Consider the following 18,185-nt stretch of genomic DNA (forward strand, 5'->3'; position numbering starts at 1 on the left):
GATGTAGACCCGCCTATTGTCGTCCACTTTGGCGACCTGCGGTGCAGCATTGCATAGGTATTGCGAGCGGCAGCTTTGGGTCGCTCTGAGTTTTTTCAGACCCACTTGCCTTCTGATGCCGCAAAGCATCCGATTTCCGCTCAGAGCCGATCTTGTGTGACGCTGCAGGATCACACAATGACTGAAATCGAAATTCCCAACGCGCAATGCCGCCCTAATTCTGGATAAGCGCGTTTTCCCATTCGGTAAGGAATTTGTTTCGCTTCAGCGTATCAAGAAACGTCATCAGAGCTGGTTCCAATGCAATGGTTGCACGTTCACTACCTTGCCCCCTTCCCTGGAGCGGCGGCAACGATGGTCTGCTATCGCTTGGATTAGATTGATACGCGACCAGATGTCGGATGAAACTTTCGGCGGCTTCCGGTTCCCGGGTGGTCCTTACGACAAATGCTGTCCGCATCATCGTCGTTGGAAAATCGGAAGGTAACACGATCTCAAGTGTATTCTGGTGTTCGGCGCGAGCTTCGGCATAACTGCCTAGAACATTGTACGCGACGGCAATTGTCCCATCGGTGAGATCGTCGATCATCTCGCCCGAGCAGCAATAAAGGCGCACATTAAGGCTGCCCATCACTTCCATGAGTCTCCAGAAAGTCTCAGAAGCCCGCGCGTCCTGTGTCGCAAAAAGATAGCCTAGCCCCGATTCGCGCACGTCGTAGGTACCGACCCGGTTTCGAAACACCTCCGGTCGGGCGCGCAGCGCCTCGATCAGCTCTTGCCGAGACTGCGGGATCGGCATCCCGACGAAAGCGGCTCGGTTGATGACAATGCCAGCGGGCTCGGAGGTGAAGGCGAACAGGCTTTGCCGCCATTCCGCCCATGACGGATGAGAGACGCCTTCCAATGCCAGGGCAAACCCGTCATTTGCGAGTTTCAACTGCAAATCCATGGCGCTGGAGATCGCGATGTCGAACGCCTCGGGTGTCTTTCTGATGCGTCTGTCGATATCCGCTGTTCCGGTCACCAGATACTTGATGGCGACATCCTGATTTGCGGCAACAAATGTCTCGATCAGCGGTGCAAACAGTTCTGTGTCCGTACTCGAGATTATGCGCAGCGAGGTCGTTGCCCCAGCTTCGTTGAAAACTTGCCGATCTTCCCACTCCTGCGCCCAACCTGCATGGCACAAGAAAATCAGGACTAAAGCAACAAGGTTACGCATGCGCCACCCTCCGGTCGGTTCGAAAGATCAAGCCTGCCACCATGGGCCGTGGCAACATCCTGCGCGATGGTCAATCCCAGGCCGGATCCAATTGTGTCCTTCGAATTTTCCCCACGTTGGAACCGCGTGGTCAAGGTTTCGATCTCGTGCGATGGAAAGCCGGGACCATTATCGCAGACAGCTATCTGAGGCCTTGGCTTTGCGGAAACCATGATCTCGATGGAGCTTTCAGCGGGTCCGTATTTCATCGCGTTGTCGATCAGGTTCCGTACGGCATTCTGGATCAGGATGGGATCCCCTGAATAAGGAACGTCCGGGTCTCCCTGCAACGAGATCGAAAGATCTTTCATTTCTGCGATCGGCATCATTCGCACAACCAGATCGCGTACCAACTCAAGAAGGTCGATATTTTCCCGCACCAGATGATCTGCCCGGAACGTGATCATCGCATGATCCAGAAGCTGACCCGCGGCGCGAGAGCTTTCATCGATGGCTTTTACCATGGACCGCATGGCTTCGCGGTTTTCCTCCTTGTCGACGCGCTGTAACGTCGCTTCAGCATAAGACCGAACGGTCGCAAGCGGTGTGCGAACGCGATGCGCCGCCTCGGCAATGAAGTCTTCCGATTGGCGCAAGGAATGATCAAGACGTCCCATCAGAGAGTTTAGAGACGTTACCAATGGCGCCATTTCCTGGGGGACCGGTTGCCCGAAAGGGCTCAGGTCCTGTGGCCCTCGACGTGTAACTGAGTTTGTAAGCCTGCCCAATTGACCAATAGTTGCCGAGGTGGCCCAGTACGAAAGCGCTGCGGCGAGGGCAAAAAATCCCACGCCCAACAGAGCAGCGTTGCGCGATATCTGGTTAAGTGTATCAGACAGGGCGTCCTGCGTTTGAGCGAGAATGATCTGGATTTCCGTCCGCTTGTCCGCACCGATCAAGGTGCGACTTGCGCTGATTTTTCGAACATCCGCCCCGCGTATCTGGCTGGACTGGAAGGTCGGACTTTTATCCGAGGAGCTTTCGGAAAACGTCAAATCCTCGTAGCCCGACAGGAATTTTCCGTCCTGCAGGATGGCATAGAAAACGCGGTCATCCGCTGGCGTGCTCAGCATCGAAAACGCGGAATAAGGTAGATCAAGTTCAACCACGCCATCGCGGATGGCGGCTGCATCAAGCATCGATGTTAGCGATGCGTCGAGGATGTTGTCCTGTCCCTGTTGGGCGACCTGTACGGCAAAGTTTCGAACGGCGAAGAACAAAAGCAACGCAAGAACTGCCGCCCCCCCGATCAGCGTCAGCATCAACCGGTTTCTGAGCGATCCGGAAACAATAGGGCTATTCATCTTGATCCAACCGATAGCCCAGCCCGCGTAATGTGGTGATCCTCAGATCCGAGGGTTTCAGATGTTTGCGCAGACGCCCGATGTAAACCTCTATCGCGTTCTCCGAAACATCTTCGTCAAAGGAAAACAATCGGTCGGCCAGTTTGTGCTTCGAAAAGATTCGCCCCGGAGCATTAAGGAACAATTCCAGAAGACGCAGTTCGCGGTTGCGTAAGGTGACGGCCTCACCCCCGACAGTCAGGTGGCCTGCAACCGGGTCGAACACAATGCCACCGACCTCTATTGTTGTCTTCGCATTGCCGGATCTTCGGCGCAATACGGCCCGGCAGCGTGCCTCCAGTTCGGCGTGGTCGAAGGGCTTGGTGACATAGTCATCTGCGCCAAGATCGAGCGAACCGATTCGATCTGAAATCTGACTGCGGGCGGTCAGAACAATCACTGGCGTATCGAAATCACTGGCACGATGCTTTTGCAGAAACGTGCGACCGTCGCCATCCGGAAGCATGATATCCAACAGGATAAGATCGTATTCTCCGGTCGCAACAAAAGCCGAAGCGTCTTCCAATTTATCTGCGTGATCAATGACATGACCATCCAGTCGCATCCGCGACGCGATAGCATTGGCGAGATCCTGGTTGTCTTCAATCAGAAGGAACTTCATCGCCTCTCCGGACGAATTTCTCTGTGTGACAGGTTAGTGTCAGGTTGTTGTGATTTCTTCCTCATCAACTGAACCGCCACGCGGACAATTGTCAAATGGGAGGACGAAATGTTGAAATTCAAACTGGGCCGTCGGGCTTTTATTGCGGCTGCTGCCGCCTTTGGTATGTCAGGGCCCGTTGTGGCTGATGACAGCCAGGTTCTTGACAGCATCCACTTCTTGATCCCCGGTGGCGCGGGTGGTGGCTGGGATGGCACCGCCCGGGGCACGGGCGAGGCTCTGACCGAATCCGGGCTCGTCGGAACGGCGTCTTACGAGAACATGTCAGGTGGCGGCGGCGGTAAGGCCATCGGTTACCTAATCGAAAATGCTGACAGCAACCATGGCACGTTGATGGTCAACTCGACCCCCATCGTGATCCGGTCACTGACGGGTGTATTCCCGCATAACTTCCGCGACCTGACGTTGGTCTCGGGCACAATAGGCGACTACGCGGCAATAGTCGTAGGCAAGGACAGCCCGATTAACTCGATGGCTGATCTGATTGCTGCATATGACGCGGACCCACGCACGACCGCCATCGGCGGCGGCTCGGTGCCGGGAGGCATGGACCATCTGGTTGCTGCCATGGTGATGGAAGCGGCTGGCAAGGATGCGCTGGCATTGAAATACATCCCCTATGATGCGGGCGGCAAGGCAATGGCCGCCTTGCTGTCGGGTGAAATCGCTGCCCTGTCGACCGGTTTCTCGGAAGCTGTCGATCTGGCCGAAGCGGGTGAAGTGAAAATCATCGGCGTAACCTCCGACGCGCGCGTCGATGCCGCTCCTGACGCGATGACGATGAAAGAGCAAGGTATCGACACCACATTTGTCAATTGGCGCGGGTTCTTTGCGGCGCCCGGACTGCCGGATGACAAGCTGGTCATGTACCAGGATGCCATCGCCAAAATGTATGACACTCCCGAGTGGGAAGCGGTACGTGCCCGCAACGGCTGGGTCAACATTCACAATTCAGGTGATGATTTCCTGATCTTCCTCGAAGCGCAGGAAAAGGCCATCGGCGACTTGATGAAGAAGCTCGGCTTCCTCTGATAAGCGCTCCGGTCAGAGCGGGCTTCCGTTCTGACCCATCTACTTCAGGAAGGGGTACAAAATGGCTTTGGACCGTTGGATTGCTTTGGTATTGCTCGGCGTTTGCCTCACCTATGGCTATACGGCTTGGTTCACGATGGATGGTAGCCTTGCCCCCTTCATGAAACGCAATCCCATCTGGCCCAGCACATTTCCAAAAGTGCTGTCGGTTCTCGGAATACTCGCCACCCTTGTCATCCTTCTGGGATTTGAGAAAGGCGAACCGAAAGAGGCGGACATCGATTACCGCCGCCTGACGGAATACCATCTCGGGCAGGCACTTTTGCTTCTGGGTCTGATGGTTGTCTATGCGCTGTGCCTGCGCCCATTGGGGTTCCTCACCGCGACATCGGCGTTTCTGATCCTTGGCTCATTCATTCTGGGCGAGCGTAAATGGCATATCATGCTGCCTGTCGCCCTGATTGCTGCGCTTTGTGTTTGGTATCTGGTTCAGGAAGTCCTTGGAATCTACATGCGCCCTCTGCCGGGCTTTTTCGGAGGCTGACATGCTTGAAGGATTGTGGATCGGCCTCACAACGGCCATGTCCCTGCAAAATCTGCTGATGGTTATCGCAGGCTGCCTCATCGGCACCTTTATCGGAATGCTTCCGGGCTTGGGGCCAATGTCGATCATCGCCATCATGATCCCCGTTGCCATTTCTATGGGCGATCCCTCGGCGGCTCTCATTCTGTTGGCAGGTGTCTACTATGGCGCGATTTTTGGTGGATCGACTTCGTCGATCCTGTTGAACGCGCCGGGCGTCGCTGGCACCGTCGCCTCCAGTTTTGACGGCTACCCGATGGCGCGACAAGGCAAGGCGGGTAAGGCACTGACGATCGCTGCCATAGCAAGCTTTGCAGGTGGCACGATTGGCGCATTGCTCCTCATGATATTTGCACCCGCGCTTTCTTCTGTTGCGCTTCTGTTTCACTCAGCCGAGTACTTCGCCCTGATGGTGGTGGGGCTTTCCGCCATTGCAGCCTTTGCGGGCACCGGTCAGGTCGCCAAGGCGATGATCATGACCATCCTTGGACTGATCATGGCGACCGTAGGTGAAGGCGCGCTGTTCAACCTTCCCCGTTTCACCATGGGCATCATGGATTTGCAGTCCGGATTTGGTTTTATCACGCTCGCTATGGCAATGTTTGCTTTACCGGAAGCCCTGTTTCTGGTTCTGAAACCGAAAGACCTTCAAGGTGACGATGGTGAGATCAAAGACCTCCGCATCACAGGTCCGGAAGCGAAGGCCATCGCGCCTGTGATCGGACGGCAATCTCTGCAGGGTTTCTTTATTGGGGTACTGCCTGGTGCCGGTGCCACGATCGCCAGCTTCCTTGGCTATGCTGTGGAACGCAATATCGCGCCGAAACACGAACAGGATGAATTCGGCAAAGGCTCGATCAAGGGTCTTGCGGCACCCGAAACCGCCAACAACGCTGCCTGTACCGGTTCCTTCGTCCCGCTTCTGACGCTCGGCATTCCCGGTTCGGGTACCACGGCCATCCTGCTTGGTGCGCTCATCGCCCTGAACGTTACGCCGGGGCCGCGTTTGATGGTCGACGAGCCGCAGATTTTCTGGGCCGTCATCATGTCGATGTTCATCGGCAACCTCATACTTCTGATCCTTAATCTTCCGTTGATCCCCTACATCGCCAAGGTTCTTGCGGTACCGCGCAATTACCTGATCCCGTTCATTCTGTTTTTCACTTTGATGGGGGCGTATATCGGGCAGAACAACGCGACCGAACTGTTGTTGTTGGTTGGCTTCGGAATCTGTGCCACTGCGTTGAAGTTCGCTGACTACCCGCTTGCTCCGCTGTTGATCGGCTTCATCCTGGGCGGCATGATGGAGGACAATTTTGCGCGTTCCATGCAACTCTATGATGGCGTTGCGTTCATTTGGGAGCGGCCGATGACGCTGGCGCTTCTGGTGATCGCTGCAATTCTGGTCGTGCTGCCGAGTTATCGCTCAAGGCGCGCGAAGGCCCGGGCGGAAGGTGTTGCCGAGGGCGATTAAGCGCTTTGGGCCGCGTTGAAAGCGGCTAATGTCGTCGTACCGTCGTCAGCTCTGGTTCAATTTTCATCGCAAAAGGAATGTTCGGCTTGGGACACTGTCTGATGCCGAACGTTTACGTTGATCCTATCCCAACTATGACGGTTGGGTCCGGTTCGTGTGGCTTTCACCATTTAAACCGGTGATTCATCGACGCTGTTACAATTCGTAACATTTGGGAAAACATCAGGAAAAAGTTGACGCTCAACGTTTGGCCTGTCCCTAATCGGGACGGAATCGCATACGCGATCGTTTCCGGCCAGTAACCGGCCGGGATGGGGAGGAGAAAGACATTGGCTCAGACGCAGTCGGGCGCCGAAGGGATGCAGTCCCTTCCGGCGCTGCTTCATCGCAACGCGGCTCAGTTCGGGGATGCCCCGGCCTATCGGGAAAAGGAATTCGGCATCTGGCAATGCTGGAGCTGGGCTGAAACCGCCAGCGAAGTCCGCGCGCTTGCACTGGGGTTTCTGGAACTGGGCGTTGAAAAGGGCGACCATGTAGCAGTTATCGGGCGCAACCGCCCGGCGCATTACTGGTCGATGGTCGCGGCGCAAATGGTGGGCGCGGTTCCGGTGCCGCTCTATCAGGACTCGGTCGCCGAAGAAATGGCCTATGTTCTGGAACACTGCGGGGCGAAATACGTCGTCTGCGGCGATCAGGAACAGGTCGACAAGGTCATCGAGATTCAGGAGAACGCGCATCAGGTCAAGCACATCCTCTATACCGACAAGCGGGGGATGCGGAAATACGACCACAGCCAGATGAACGCGCTTGATGACATCATGGCCGAAGGCAACGCCGGTCATCAGCGGTTCGATGCGGAACTGGACAAGCGCATCGCCGACATCACCTATGACGACACCTGCGTGATGCTCTATACCAGCGGAACAACGGGCAAGCCCAAGGGCGTGGTTCTGTCGAACCGCAACGTCATCGAAAGCGCAAAGAATTCGGCCAAATTCGATCATCTGACCCGGAACGAGGATATCTTGTCCTACCTGCCGATGGCATGGGTGGGCGATTTCATCTTTTCCATCGGTCAGGCCTATTGGTGCGGGTTCTGCGTGAACTGCCCCGAAAGCGCCGACACGATGATGACCGACCTGCGCGAGATCGGGCCGACCTATTTCTTCGCCCCGCCGCGCGTATTTGAAACGCAGCTGACAAACGTGATGATCCGCATGGAAGATGCGGGCAAGCTAAAGCGCAACATGTTCCATCACTTCATGGCCCATGCCAAGAAGGTCGGCGGCCAGATTTTGGACGGCAAGAACGTGGGTTTTGGCGACCGCCTGAAATACGCGCTGGGCAACCTGCTGGTCTATGGACCGCTGAAGGACACGCTGGGGTACAGCCGATTTCGCGTGGGTTATACCGCAGGTGAGGCGATCGGGCCGGAGATTTTCGATTTCTACCGGTCGTTGGGGATCAACCTGAAGCAACTCTACGGCCAGACCGAAGCGACGGTCTTTATCACCGCTCAGCCCGATGGCGAGGTACGCGCCGACACGGTGGGCGTTCCGTCGCCGGATGTGGAAATCAAGATCGATGACAAGGGCGAAATCCACTATCGCTCGCCCGGCGTGTTCGTCGAATATTATAACAACCCTGAATCGACGGCATCGACCAAAGACCCCGAAGGTTGGGTCGCGACCGGCGATGCGGGCTTTATCGAGGAAAGCAGCGGACATCTGCGGATCATCGACCGCGCCAAGGACGTGGGCAAAATGGCCGACGGGTCGATGTTCGCGCCGAAATATGTCGAGAACAAGCTGAAGTTCTATCCCGACGTCCTCGAAGTTGTGCTGTTCGGCAATGGCAAGGATCGTTGCGTCGCCTTCATCAACATCGACCTGACGGCGGTCGGCAACTGGGCCGAGCGCAACAACATTGCCTATGCCTCGTATCAAGAACTGGCCGGGCATCCGCGTGTGCTCGAAACCATCAAAAGCCATGTCGAGGAGGTGAACCGCTCGGTTGCGGCAGACACGATGCTGTCTGGCTGTCAGGTCCATCGGTTTGTGGTGCTGCACAAGGAACTGGATGCCGATGACGGGGAAATCACCCGCACCCGCAAGGTGCGCCGGGGATTTGTCGAGGATAAATACGCGGACATCATTGCGGCGCTTTACGACGGATCGAACACCATCTCGACCACAACCGAGGTCACTTATGAGGATGGCCGCAAGGGCTCGATCAGCGCCACGCTGGATATCGTCGATGCGCCGGTTGTTCCGGTGGAACAGCACAAGGTGGCGGCGGAATGAGGGTCGGCGATACGGCGCTCGACCCCTGGTCGTCGCCCCGCCCACCGTCCCGTTTCGCGCAGTTTAGGGAGTAACCGATGCTGGATGCATCCGAAGGATATGTCACCGAAGACGGCCGCAAGATCGGCGGCGTGGTGATGGAAATGAAAAACATCACCCTGCGCTTTGGTGGCGTGGTGGCGATCAAGGATATCTCGTTCGACATTCGCGAAGGCGAAATTCGCGCCATCATCGGCCCGAACGGCGCGGGCAAGTCCTCGATGCTGAACGTGATCTCGGGGTTCTATGTCCCGCAGGAGGGTGAGGTCTGGTTCCACGGCGCCAAACGCCCGCCGATGCGCCCCTTCGAGGTGGCGCGGCAGGGCATCGCCCGGACGTTCCAGAACATCGCCCTCTTCGAAGGCATGAGCGTTCTGGACAACGTCATGACCGGTCGCCTGAACTATATGAAGACCAACGTGCTGCAACAGGCGTTGTGGATGGGCAAGGCCGAGGCGGAAGAGACCGAAAACCGCGAAGCCGTCGAAAAGATCATCGACTTTCTGGAAATCCAGCACATCCGCAAGACGCCGGTATCGCGCTTGCCTTACGGGTTGAAAAAGCGCGTGGAACTGGCGCGTGCGCTGGCAGCGGAACCCAAGCTGCTGCTGCTGGACGAGCCGATGGCCGGCATGAACGTGGAAGAGAAAGAGGACATGTCCCGATTTGTCCTCGACGTGAACGACGAATTCGGCACCACCATCGCGCTGATCGAACACGACATGGGCGTGGTGATGGACCTGTCCGACCGCGTGGTCGTGATGGATTACGGGCGCAAGATCGGCGACGGCACCCCGGACGAGGTGCGCAACAATCAGGAAGTCATCGACGCCTATCTGGGTGTGTCGCATGACTGACCACCTGACAGACATGAGGAGAGGCAAACATGCCTGATCAGTTGATTTTTGGGATGGAGGTCATCCTGAACGGCCTGATGGCCGGGGTTCTCTATGCGCTGGTGGCCCTTGGCTTTGTGCTGATCTACAAGGCGTCCGGTATTTTCAACTATGCCCAGGGGGTCATGGCCCTGTTCGCGGCGATGACGCTGGTGGGGATCATGAACGGTCAGGTGCCGTTCTCCCATCTGATCAACGCGATCTTTGGCGGGCACGTCACCCACTTCGGCTGGCATATCCCGGCGCTGGTGGCGATCCTGCTGACGATGGGCGTGATGGTTCTGCTGGCCTGGGCGGTGCAGCGCTTTGTCATGCGCCACCTTGTCGGGCAAGAGCCGATCATCCTGTTCATGGCCACCATCGGTCTGGCCTATTTCCTTGAAGGCGTGGCCGACCTGATGTGGGGGTCCGAAATCAAGACGCTGGATGTGGGTCTGCCGCAGGGGATCAACCTGTGGATTGACGAAAAGACCTTCAATATCTTCGGCTACGGCTTCTTCATCGACAATCTGGATCTTGTGGCAACCATCATTGCGGCACTGCTGGTGGCGGCATTGGTGGCGTTCAGCCAGTACACCAAGCAGGGCCGGGCCATGCGCGCGGTTGCCGATGACCATCAGGCGGCACTGTCGGTGGGTATTTCGCTGAACTTCATCTGGATCATGGTCTGGTCGGTCGCCGGTTTCGTAGCGCTGGTTGCGGGCATCATGTGGGGCACCAAGTCGGGCGTGCAGTTTTCGCTGTCGCTGATCGCGCTCAAGGCGCTGCCGGTGCTGATGCTAGGCGGGTTCACCTCGATCCCGGGCGCCATCGTCGGCGGTCTGATCATCGGTGTGGGTGAGAAACTGTTTGAATTCGCCATCGGCCCGCTGGTGGGCGGCGCGACCGAGAACTGGTTTGCCTATGTGCTGGCGCTGATCTTTCTGGTGTTCCGGCCGCAGGGTCTGTTCGGCGAAAAAATCATCGAGAGGGTGTAGGGCGTGCCCAAGCTGATTGCCATCATAAACGTGATTGCATGGGCAGGGTTCTGGGCCTTCGGCTACATCGCCGTGACCGCCGAGGGTCTGACTGATCGTCAGCTGGTGGTTGCCGCAATACTGGCCTTTGCCGGGCTTGTGACCGGCATCGTGGCCTACATGAAACTGGTACGCGCAACCGAAGCCAGCGGTTACGCAAAATCGTCCGGACAACTGGATGCCGCAGCCCGGAACCGGGCACAGGAAGAATGGGGAAAGTAAGTCATGTTCTATCGTGAGGCCGGAGATTTCAAAGTCTCCTACAGGGATGACAGCCAGACCTTTCCGATCAGGTTCGACCGGTACCGGTATTATGTCGTGCTGGCGGTGGCGTTCGGCATCATCCCCTTCATCATCAACGACTATTGGGCAAATGCGCTGCTGCTGCCGTTTCTGATCTATGCCATCGCGGCAATTGGTCTGAACATCCTTGTGGGCTATTGCGGGCAGGTTTCGCTGGGCACCGGCGGGTTCATGGCTGTGGGCGCCTATGCCTGCTACAAGCTGATGACCGCCTTTCCAGACGTCAGCATGTTCATTCACGTCATTCTGGCAGGTGGCATTACCGCCCTTGTCGGGGTGCTTTTCGGGTTGCCGTCCTTGCGGATCAAGGGGTTCTATCTGGCGGTGGCAACGTTGGCCGCGCAGTTCTTCCTTGTCTGGCTGTTCAACCGGGTGCCGTGGTTCTACAACTATTCCGCCTCTGGTCAGATCAACGCGCCGGAACGCGACGTGTTCGGCATCATCATCACCGGCCCGAATGCTCCGGCCTGGGCGACCTATCTGTTCTGCCTGATTTTCCTGACCATCAGCGCTATCATCGCGCGCAACCTGACGCGCGGCACGACGGGCCGGACATGGATGGCGATCCGCGACATGGACATCGCGGCCGAGATCATCGGGGTAAACCCGCTCAAGGCCAAGCTGACCGCCTTTGCTGTCAGTTCCTTCTTTGTCGGCATCTCGGGTGCGCTGTTCTTTGCCATCTATCTGGGCGCGGTTGAAGTCGGAGAGGTCTTTGGTATCCAGAAATCGTTCCTGGTGTTGTTCATGGTAATCATCGGCGGTCTGGGATCGATCTTCGGGTCGTTCGCGGGGGCTGCATTCCTGGTGCTGCTGCCGGTGGTGCTGAAGGTTGTGGGCGCCGACATGCTGGGATGGCCCACCGATATCGTGGCGCATCTGCAGCTGGTGATCGTGGGCGCGCTGATCATCATGTTCCTGATCCTCGAACCGCACGGGCTGGCGCAGCTGTGGCGTCTGGCCAAAGAGAAACTGCGTCTGTGGCCCTTCCCCCACTGATCGGGGGCGGACCGAAATCAAGACGGGCGAAAAGCCCACCACTGCATCGGACTAATCAAGGGAGGAGAAACCCGATGAAAATTAAACTGGCAACCGTGGCGCTGAGCGCCCTGATGGCCGCAGGCCCGGCAATGGCCGACCTCGTGTTCCCATCGCTCAGCTACCGGACCGGACCTTATGCTGCCGGTGGTATTCCATTTGCGGATGGATACGCCGACTATTTCACCCTGCTGAACGAGCGGGATGGCGGCATCGGCGGCGTTCCGGCCAAGGTCATCGAATGTGAAACCGGCTATAACACCGAAAAAGGTGTGGAATGCTATGAATCGACCAAGGGCGAAGGCGCACTGGTCTATCAGCCGCTGTCGACCGGTATCACCTATCAGCTGATCCCAAAGACCACCGCCGACAACATCCCGATGCACACGATGGGATATGGCCGTACATCGGCCAAGAACGGCAAGATCTTCAGCCACACGTTCAACTATCCCGCCAACTACTGGGATGGCGCCTCGGGCGCGATCAACTATCTGCTGGACGAAAACGGCGGTGATCTGAACGGCAAGAAGATCGCACTGGTCTATCACAACTCGGCCTATGGCAAGGAACCGATCCGCACGCTTGAGGAGCTGTCCAAAAAGCACGGGTTCGAGCTGGTCGCGCTGCCGGTCGATCACCCAGGTCAGGAACAGAAGTCGCAATGGCTGCAGATCCGCCGCGACCGTCCGGATTATGTCCTGATGTGGGGCTGGGGCGTCATGAACCAGGTTGCGGTTCAGGAAGCTGCCAACATCCGCTTCCCGATGGAAAACTTTATCGGCATCTGGTGGTCCGGTTCTGAAAACGACGTGCTGCCCGCGGGCGAAGCGGCCAATGGCTATAAGGCGCTGACCTTCCACAACGTAGGCACGGACTTTCCCGTCTTTGACGATCTGAAAACACACGTTCTGGACGCCGGCAAGGCGGCAGGCGCGGGCGATCAGGTCGGCACGGTGCTGTACAACCGTGGCCTCTATGCAGCGATGCTGGCAGCGGAAGCCGCCAAGAAAGCACAGGAAATCCACGGCACTGCTGACATCACGCCTGCGATGATGCGCGACGGTATGGAAGCACTGGAAATGACCGAAGCGAAAATGACGGAACTGGGTCTTCCCAATTTCGGCCCGACCTTCTCGGTCAGCTGCGAAAACCACGGCGGTGACGCTCTGGTTGGTGTGACCCAGTGGGATGCGGCGAACAAGACCTGGTCGCTGATTTCCGAGTTTAAGCCGACCGATGGCGAAGTGATCGGCGCGCTGATCGACGAAGATTCGGGCGCCTACGCGTCCGAAAACAACATCGAACAGGGTTGCAGCTAAAACGCAGCCGCCCCGGTTCTATTACCGGGGCGCTGATCAAACCCGGAGCGGCGGCCTGCCGCCGTTCCGAACCGGACAAGTCCCGAAAAACGGGACAGGCATGAGGACACGCGCTGATGCTGGATGCGGCGACAAATACCGAAGTGCAGGCCGAAACCCTGCTTGAGGTCAACAATATCGAGGTGATCTACAATCACGTGATCCTCGTTCTCAAGGGCGTCAGCCTCACCGTGCCCAAGGGCGGCATCACCGCTCTGCTGGGTGGCAACGGCGCGGGCAAGACGACGACGCTCAAGGCGGTGTCGAACCTGCTGCATTCGGAACGGGGCGAAGTCACCAAGGGCTCGATCAAGTATCGCGGTCAGGGCGTCCACGAAAGCGACCCCGCCGATTTGGTGCAAAAGGGCGTCATCCAGGTGATGGAAGGCCGCCACTGCTTCGAACACCTGACGGTCGAGGAAAACCTGCTGACCGGGGCCTATACCCGCAAGGACGGCAAATCGAATATCCAGCAGGATCTCGATCTTGTTTACAGTTATTTCCCCCGCCTCAAGGAACGCCGCCGCAGTCAGGCCGGCTATACCTCGGGTGGTGAACAGCAAATGGTCGCGATGGGCCGCGCATTGATGTCGCGCCCGGAAACCATTCTGCTGGACGAGCCCTCGATGGGTCTTGCACCGCAGTTGGTGGAAGAGATCTTCGGGATCGTAAAGGACCTCAACGAAAAGGAAGGCGTATCCTTCCTGCTGGCCGAGCAGAACACCAACGTCGCGCTGCGCTTTGCCCATTACGGCTACATTCTGGAATCGGGCCGCGTGGTGATGGACGGCCCTGCTGCGGAACTGCGCGAGAACCCGGATGTAAAGGAATTCTATCTCGGAATGTCCGATGAAGGTCGCAAGAGCTTCCGCGACGTGCGTTCCTACCGCCGCCGCAAGAGGTGGCTGTAAGCGGATGGAGGATCTGAGTATGACCTATTTTGACACTCTGGAAACGCGCTCGGGGGATGAACGTGCCGCTGATCAGGCGCGGGCTCTGCCGGAACAGATTGCGCGGGCCAAAACTGCACCGGCCTTTGAAAAGCTGCTGGCCGACGTGGATGCCGGGTCGGTCACCTCTGCACAGGATCTGGCCGCGTTGCCGGTGTTGCGCAAGTCGGAACTCAGCCGGGCACAGGCCGAACATCCGCCGTTTGGCGGTTTCACGGTCAAACCTGCACATGGGTTTGCTCATATCTTTCAGTCGCCGGGGCCGATCTATGAACCCGGCGGGGTGGATCGTGACTGGTGGCGCATGGGCCGTTTTCTGCACGCAGCCGGGATCGGTCAGGGCGATATCGTGCAGAACTGTTTTGGCTATCACCTGACGCCTGCGGGCATGATCTTTGAAAACGGTGCGCGGGCCGTCGGTGCGGCGGTTCTGCCAGCAGGGACAGGCCAGACGGAATTGCAGGTCAGCGCAGCGCATGACGTTGGCTGCACGGCCTATGCCGGAACACCGGATTACCTGAAGGTGATCCTCGACAAGGCTGACGAAATGGGCGTGGCCCTGAAATTCTCCAAAGCTGCGGTTGGCGGTGGGGCGCTGTTCCCCAGTCTGCGTCAGGAATACGCGGATCGCGGTATCAGCTGTCTGCAATCCTATGCCACTGCCGATCTGGGCAATATTGCCTATGAAAGCTCTGCCATGGAGGGGATGATCGTCGACGAGCATGTGATCGTCGAAATCGTCACCCCCGGCACCGGCACACCGGTGGCGCCGGGCGAGGTGGGCGAAGTCGTGGTGACCTCCCTTAATCCCGATTACCCGCTTATCCGCTTTGCCACCGGTGATCTGTCTGCTGTCATGCCCGGCCAGTCGCCCTGCGGCCGCACCAATTTGCGGATCAAGGGCTGGATGGGACGGGCCGACCAGACGACCAAGATCAAGGGTATGTTCGTGCGTCCCGAACAGGTCGCGGCGCTGGTGGACAAACATGTCGAGATCGTAAAGGCCCGGGTCATCGCGGCGCGGCAGGGTGAAATGGACACCATGACCGTTCAGATCGAAAGCTCTGGCGGTGATGATGCAGCCTATGCGAAATCGGTGGCCGAGGTACTGAAGCTGAAAGGTGCGATCGAAGTTGTAGCCCCGGGATCGCTGCCTAAGGACGGTCTGGTGATCGAGGATCAGCGGGTCTATGACTGAACGGTGACGTACAAACCGGAAGATTGGCACCGGTAGGCCTGTACAAATCGTACAATTGTGCTCTGGCGTTTCCGAGTCATTTGGTCGATTAAAGGTGGTGAAACCGTAACCTGTCCTTGACCGGAACAATGGCTCAGATCGAATACGCACAACACGGCTCGCGCCGACACAGCGCGCTGGGAACCCGGGTGCTGGGCGCAGTGGCCACCCTTGTGGCCTGCGCCTGTCTGCTGCCGATGGTTGCCGTCGTATTGGCTGCGGTGACGGGCGGTACGGAAACAATATCGCACCTCATGGAAACCGTCCTGCCCGGTTATGCGGTGACGACGGCCATTCTTGTTGTGCTGGTGTCGGCAGGAACGTTCGCACTCGGCGTGGGCGCCGCGTGGCTGGTAACCATGACGCGTTTTCCCGGCGTGCGGTTGCTGGAGGTTGCATTGGTGCTGCCGCTGGCCTTTCCGGCCTATGTCCTTGCCTATGCCTACACGTTCATTCTGGATCATCCGGGTATCGTCCAGACTACATTGCGGCAGGTGACGGGCTGGGGTCCGCGCGACTATTGGTTCCCCGAAATCAGGTCGACCGAGGGGGCGGCCGTGATGCTGATCCTCGTTCTTTATCCCTATGTCTATCTGCTGGCCCGCGCCGCGTTTTTGCAGCAAAGCGCCACCGCTTTTTTGGCGGCGCGTGCGTTGGGCAGCAACCCCTGGGCGGCGTTCTGGCGTGTTTCGCTGCCCATGGCGCGCCCGGCAATCGCCGGAGGTGTCCTGCTGGCGGTCATGGAGACCATCGCCGATTTCGGGACCGTCGCCTATTTCGGCGTCCAGACCTTTGCGACTGGCATCTATACTAGCTGGTTTTCAATGGCAGACCGGGCGGCGGCGGCGCAGCTGGCCCTTTGCCTGTTGGGTTTCGCGCTTGTCATGGCTGTGATGGAGCGGATTCAAAGGGGCAAGGCAAAGTACTATCAGTCGGGCAAACGCCATACGACATTGCCCGCCGAACAGCTCAGCGGCTGGCGGGCGGTCGCGGCATTTACCTTGTGTATCATCCCGGTGTTTTTCGGGTTCATTCTGCCTGTGGTGATCCTTGTTCAGATGGGCCTCGACTCGGAACAGAACCTGTTATCCAGCCGGTATGTCGGGTTTGTCAGGAACTCGCTGATGCTTGCGGGAACCGCTGCCGTCGTCACCGTATGCGCGGCAATCTGCGTTGGGTTCTTTCAGCGTCTCAAGCCGGGCAGGGGTTCGGCAACAGCGGCCTATATCGCCCGGTTGGGTTATGCCGTGCCCGGTGGCGTGATAGCGGTTGGTTTGATCGTGCCATTTGCCAGCTTTGACAATGCCCTGGACGCGTGGATGCGCGAAACGTTCGATGTCTCGACAGGGTTGCTGGTCACGGGTTCGATCTGGTTGCTGGTCGCCGCTTATATGGTGCGCTTTCTGGCCGCTGCACTCAGCGCATATGAGGGCGGTCAGAGCACGGTTCACGCCAACATGGATGCAGCCGCCCGTTCACTGGGGCAGTCTCCGCTGGGCACATTGCGGCGCGTGCATCTGCCGATCCTGACACCTTCGCTGCTGACGGCGCTGCTGATCGTTTTTGTCGATGTCATGAAAGAGCTGCCCGCGACCCTGATCATGCGGCCGTTCAACTTTGACACATTGGCAGTTCAGGCCTATCGGCTGGCATCGGACGAGAGGTTGGAAGGTGCGGCGGTACCCTCTTTGGTCATCCTCGCCGTTGGTTTGCTGCCTGTCATTCTGATCTGTCGTCAGGTCGGGAAAACCCGTTAACGCCAGACGGTCAAAACAGCGCCCACCGCGACAAGGCCAAGTCCGATCAGATTTCCTGCCGAAAACTCGCGCTGGGTCAGGCCAAAAGCACCGAAACGGTCATAGGCATAGCTGGCCGCCAGTTGCCCGACAATCACGCAGACCATGTAGGACGCGACCCCCAAACGGGGCACCGCAAGGACCGAAGTCAGAACGACAAAAACCCCGATCAATGCCGCAGACCACATCCAGATCGGAAGGGCGATCACATCCGATCTGCGGGGCAGGGTGCCACCCATCGCCCAAAGAAGCCCGAACAGCGCCAGCGCCCCCACGGTGAATGCCAGCGCGGCGGCCTGAACCGGTCCACCAAGCTGCGTCGCCATCCGAGCATAGATTGGCCCCTGCGCGGCGATAAGCGCCCCGCCCACAACCACCGCGAGGACAAGTGCGGCAATCATGTCAGCGCCTTGTACATGTAAGTTGTGGGTTCAAGCTGTTCTTCAGCCGGGCTACGGCAATAGTCCGGGATTTCACCCGCTGTTTCAAAGCCGATGTTCTGGTAGAGAATCCGCGACGGGTCGGAACTGCGTGTATCCAGAACCAGCAGCGTCTTGCCGAGCGATTGGGCCCGTGCCTCCAATGCCCGCATCAGCGCAACACCCAGCCCGCGACGCCGGGCCTTTGGGTGTACCAACAGCTTGGCAACATCCGCGCGATGCTGCTGGTTCGGCATCTGTGCGCTAACCAGTTGTACGGTGCCAAGGATATGACCGTCCTGCCGCGCGATGAACACCTCAAGCCCGCCGGATTGCAGCACGGGAAAGACGCGTTCCTGCCAGTATGCGCGGGCTTGCTCGCCTGAGAACGGCAACACAAAGCCGATGCTGGCCCCGTCGTGGACGCAGGCGTGCAGTATGTCGGTCAAATCGCC

The 18,185-nt window shown here is 58.2% G+C and carries 17 protein-coding genes; 12 read left to right on the plus strand and 5 right to left on the minus strand.

Annotated features, from left to right (window positions below; genetic code table 11):
• Window positions 1-214: 214 nt before the first annotated feature.
• The 3 genes from ACR0D6_RS21355 to ACR0D6_RS21365 are packed head-to-tail and all read right to left on the minus strand — an operon-like array spanning window position 215 to window position 3,226.
• Window positions 215-1,222, minus strand: coding sequence for an ABC transporter substrate-binding protein (locus tag ACR0D6_RS21355; RefSeq protein WP_480767025.1), 1,008 nt, complete (start codon window positions 1,220-1,222; stop codon window positions 215-217).
• Window positions 1,201-2,565: a sensor histidine kinase gene (locus ACR0D6_RS21360; RefSeq protein ID WP_480767026.1), complete on the minus strand. Its 1,365-nt coding sequence runs from the start codon at window positions 2,563-2,565 to the stop codon at window positions 1,201-1,203. Before ACR0D6_RS21360 ends, ACR0D6_RS21355 begins: the two co-directional genes overlap by 22 nt.
• The gene (locus ACR0D6_RS21365) at window positions 2,558-3,226 is read right to left on the minus strand and encodes a response regulator transcription factor (RefSeq protein WP_170657015.1); all 669 of its coding nucleotides are present in this window, start codon (window positions 3,224-3,226) and stop codon (window positions 2,558-2,560) included. The genes ACR0D6_RS21360 and ACR0D6_RS21365 overlap by 8 nt, the downstream gene beginning before the upstream one ends.
• 108 nt (window positions 3,227-3,334) lie before the next feature.
• Between ACR0D6_RS21365 and ACR0D6_RS21370 the strand changes: the two genes are divergently transcribed.
• From ACR0D6_RS21370 to ACR0D6_RS21425, 12 genes are all read left to right on the plus strand, one after another.
• A complete protein-coding gene (locus ACR0D6_RS21370) occupies window positions 3,335-4,318 on the plus strand; it encodes a Bug family tripartite tricarboxylate transporter substrate binding protein (RefSeq protein WP_480767027.1) in 984 nt (327 codons plus the stop codon).
• Window positions 4,319-4,379: 61 nt separating this feature from the next.
• A complete protein-coding gene (locus tag ACR0D6_RS21375) occupies window positions 4,380-4,862 on the plus strand; it encodes a tripartite tricarboxylate transporter TctB family protein (protein WP_170657020.1) in 483 nt (160 codons plus the stop codon).
• A 1-nt stretch (window position 4,863) separates the two neighbouring features.
• Entirely contained in the window at window positions 4,864-6,375 is a 1,512-nt protein-coding gene (locus ACR0D6_RS21380; RefSeq protein WP_480767028.1) for a tripartite tricarboxylate transporter permease, read from the plus strand.
• A 359-nt stretch (window positions 6,376-6,734) separates the two neighbouring features.
• The gene (locus tag ACR0D6_RS21385; RefSeq protein ID WP_480767046.1) at window positions 6,735-8,678 is read left to right on the plus strand and encodes an AMP-binding protein; all 1,944 of its coding nucleotides are present in this window, start codon (window positions 6,735-6,737) and stop codon (window positions 8,676-8,678) included.
• A 77-nt stretch (window positions 8,679-8,755) separates the two neighbouring features.
• Window positions 8,756-9,574: an ABC transporter ATP-binding protein gene (locus tag ACR0D6_RS21390; protein WP_170657026.1), complete on the plus strand. Its 819-nt coding sequence runs from the start codon at window positions 8,756-8,758 to the stop codon at window positions 9,572-9,574.
• A 29-nt stretch (window positions 9,575-9,603) separates the two neighbouring features.
• Window positions 9,604-10,590 (plus strand): branched-chain amino acid ABC transporter permease, encoded by a 987-nt coding sequence (locus ACR0D6_RS21395; protein WP_480767029.1) that lies wholly within the window; start codon window positions 9,604-9,606, stop codon window positions 10,588-10,590.
• A gap of 3 nt (window positions 10,591-10,593) precedes the next feature.
• Window positions 10,594-10,851, plus strand: coding sequence for a hypothetical protein (locus ACR0D6_RS21400; RefSeq protein WP_480767030.1), 258 nt, complete (start codon window positions 10,594-10,596; stop codon window positions 10,849-10,851).
• Window positions 10,852-10,854: 3 nt separating this feature from the next.
• Entirely contained in the window at window positions 10,855-11,931 is a 1,077-nt protein-coding gene (locus ACR0D6_RS21405; protein ID WP_170657034.1) for a branched-chain amino acid ABC transporter permease, read from the plus strand.
• Between the two features lie 74 nt (window positions 11,932-12,005).
• Window positions 12,006-13,289 carry an ABC transporter substrate-binding protein gene (locus ACR0D6_RS21410; protein WP_170657037.1) on the plus strand — a complete coding sequence of 428 codons (1,284 nt, stop codon included), beginning with the start codon at window positions 12,006-12,008 and terminating at the stop codon, window positions 13,287-13,289.
• Window positions 13,290-13,405: 116 nt separating this feature from the next.
• On the plus strand, window positions 13,406-14,239 hold the full coding sequence (locus ACR0D6_RS21415; RefSeq protein ID WP_480732354.1) for an ABC transporter ATP-binding protein: 834 nt from the start codon (window positions 13,406-13,408) through the stop codon (window positions 14,237-14,239).
• Window positions 14,240-14,258: 19 nt separating this feature from the next.
• On the plus strand, window positions 14,259-15,476 hold the full coding sequence (locus tag ACR0D6_RS21420; protein ID WP_170657043.1) for an acyl-CoA synthetase family protein: 1,218 nt from the start codon (window positions 14,259-14,261) through the stop codon (window positions 15,474-15,476).
• A gap of 128 nt (window positions 15,477-15,604) precedes the next feature.
• On the plus strand, window positions 15,605-17,272 hold the full coding sequence (locus ACR0D6_RS21425; protein ID WP_480767031.1) for an ABC transporter permease: 1,668 nt from the start codon (window positions 15,605-15,607) through the stop codon (window positions 17,270-17,272).
• Here ACR0D6_RS21425 and ACR0D6_RS21430 read toward each other — a convergent pair.
• Together ACR0D6_RS21430 and ACR0D6_RS21435 are read right to left on the minus strand one after the other, a co-directional pair.
• Window positions 17,269-17,712 (minus strand): DMT family transporter, encoded by a 444-nt coding sequence (locus tag ACR0D6_RS21430; protein WP_480767032.1) that lies wholly within the window; start codon window positions 17,710-17,712, stop codon window positions 17,269-17,271. The genes ACR0D6_RS21425 and ACR0D6_RS21430 overlap by 4 nt on opposite strands.
• Complete coding sequence (locus ACR0D6_RS21435) at window positions 17,709-18,179, minus strand: N-acetyltransferase family protein (protein ID WP_480767033.1); 471 nt, start codon at window positions 18,177-18,179, stop codon at window positions 17,709-17,711. The genes ACR0D6_RS21430 and ACR0D6_RS21435 overlap by 4 nt, the downstream gene beginning before the upstream one ends.
• Between the last annotated feature and the right edge of the window lie 6 nt (window positions 18,180-18,185).

It is taken from the genome of Ruegeria sp. BJ6 (genome assembly GCF_056537885.1).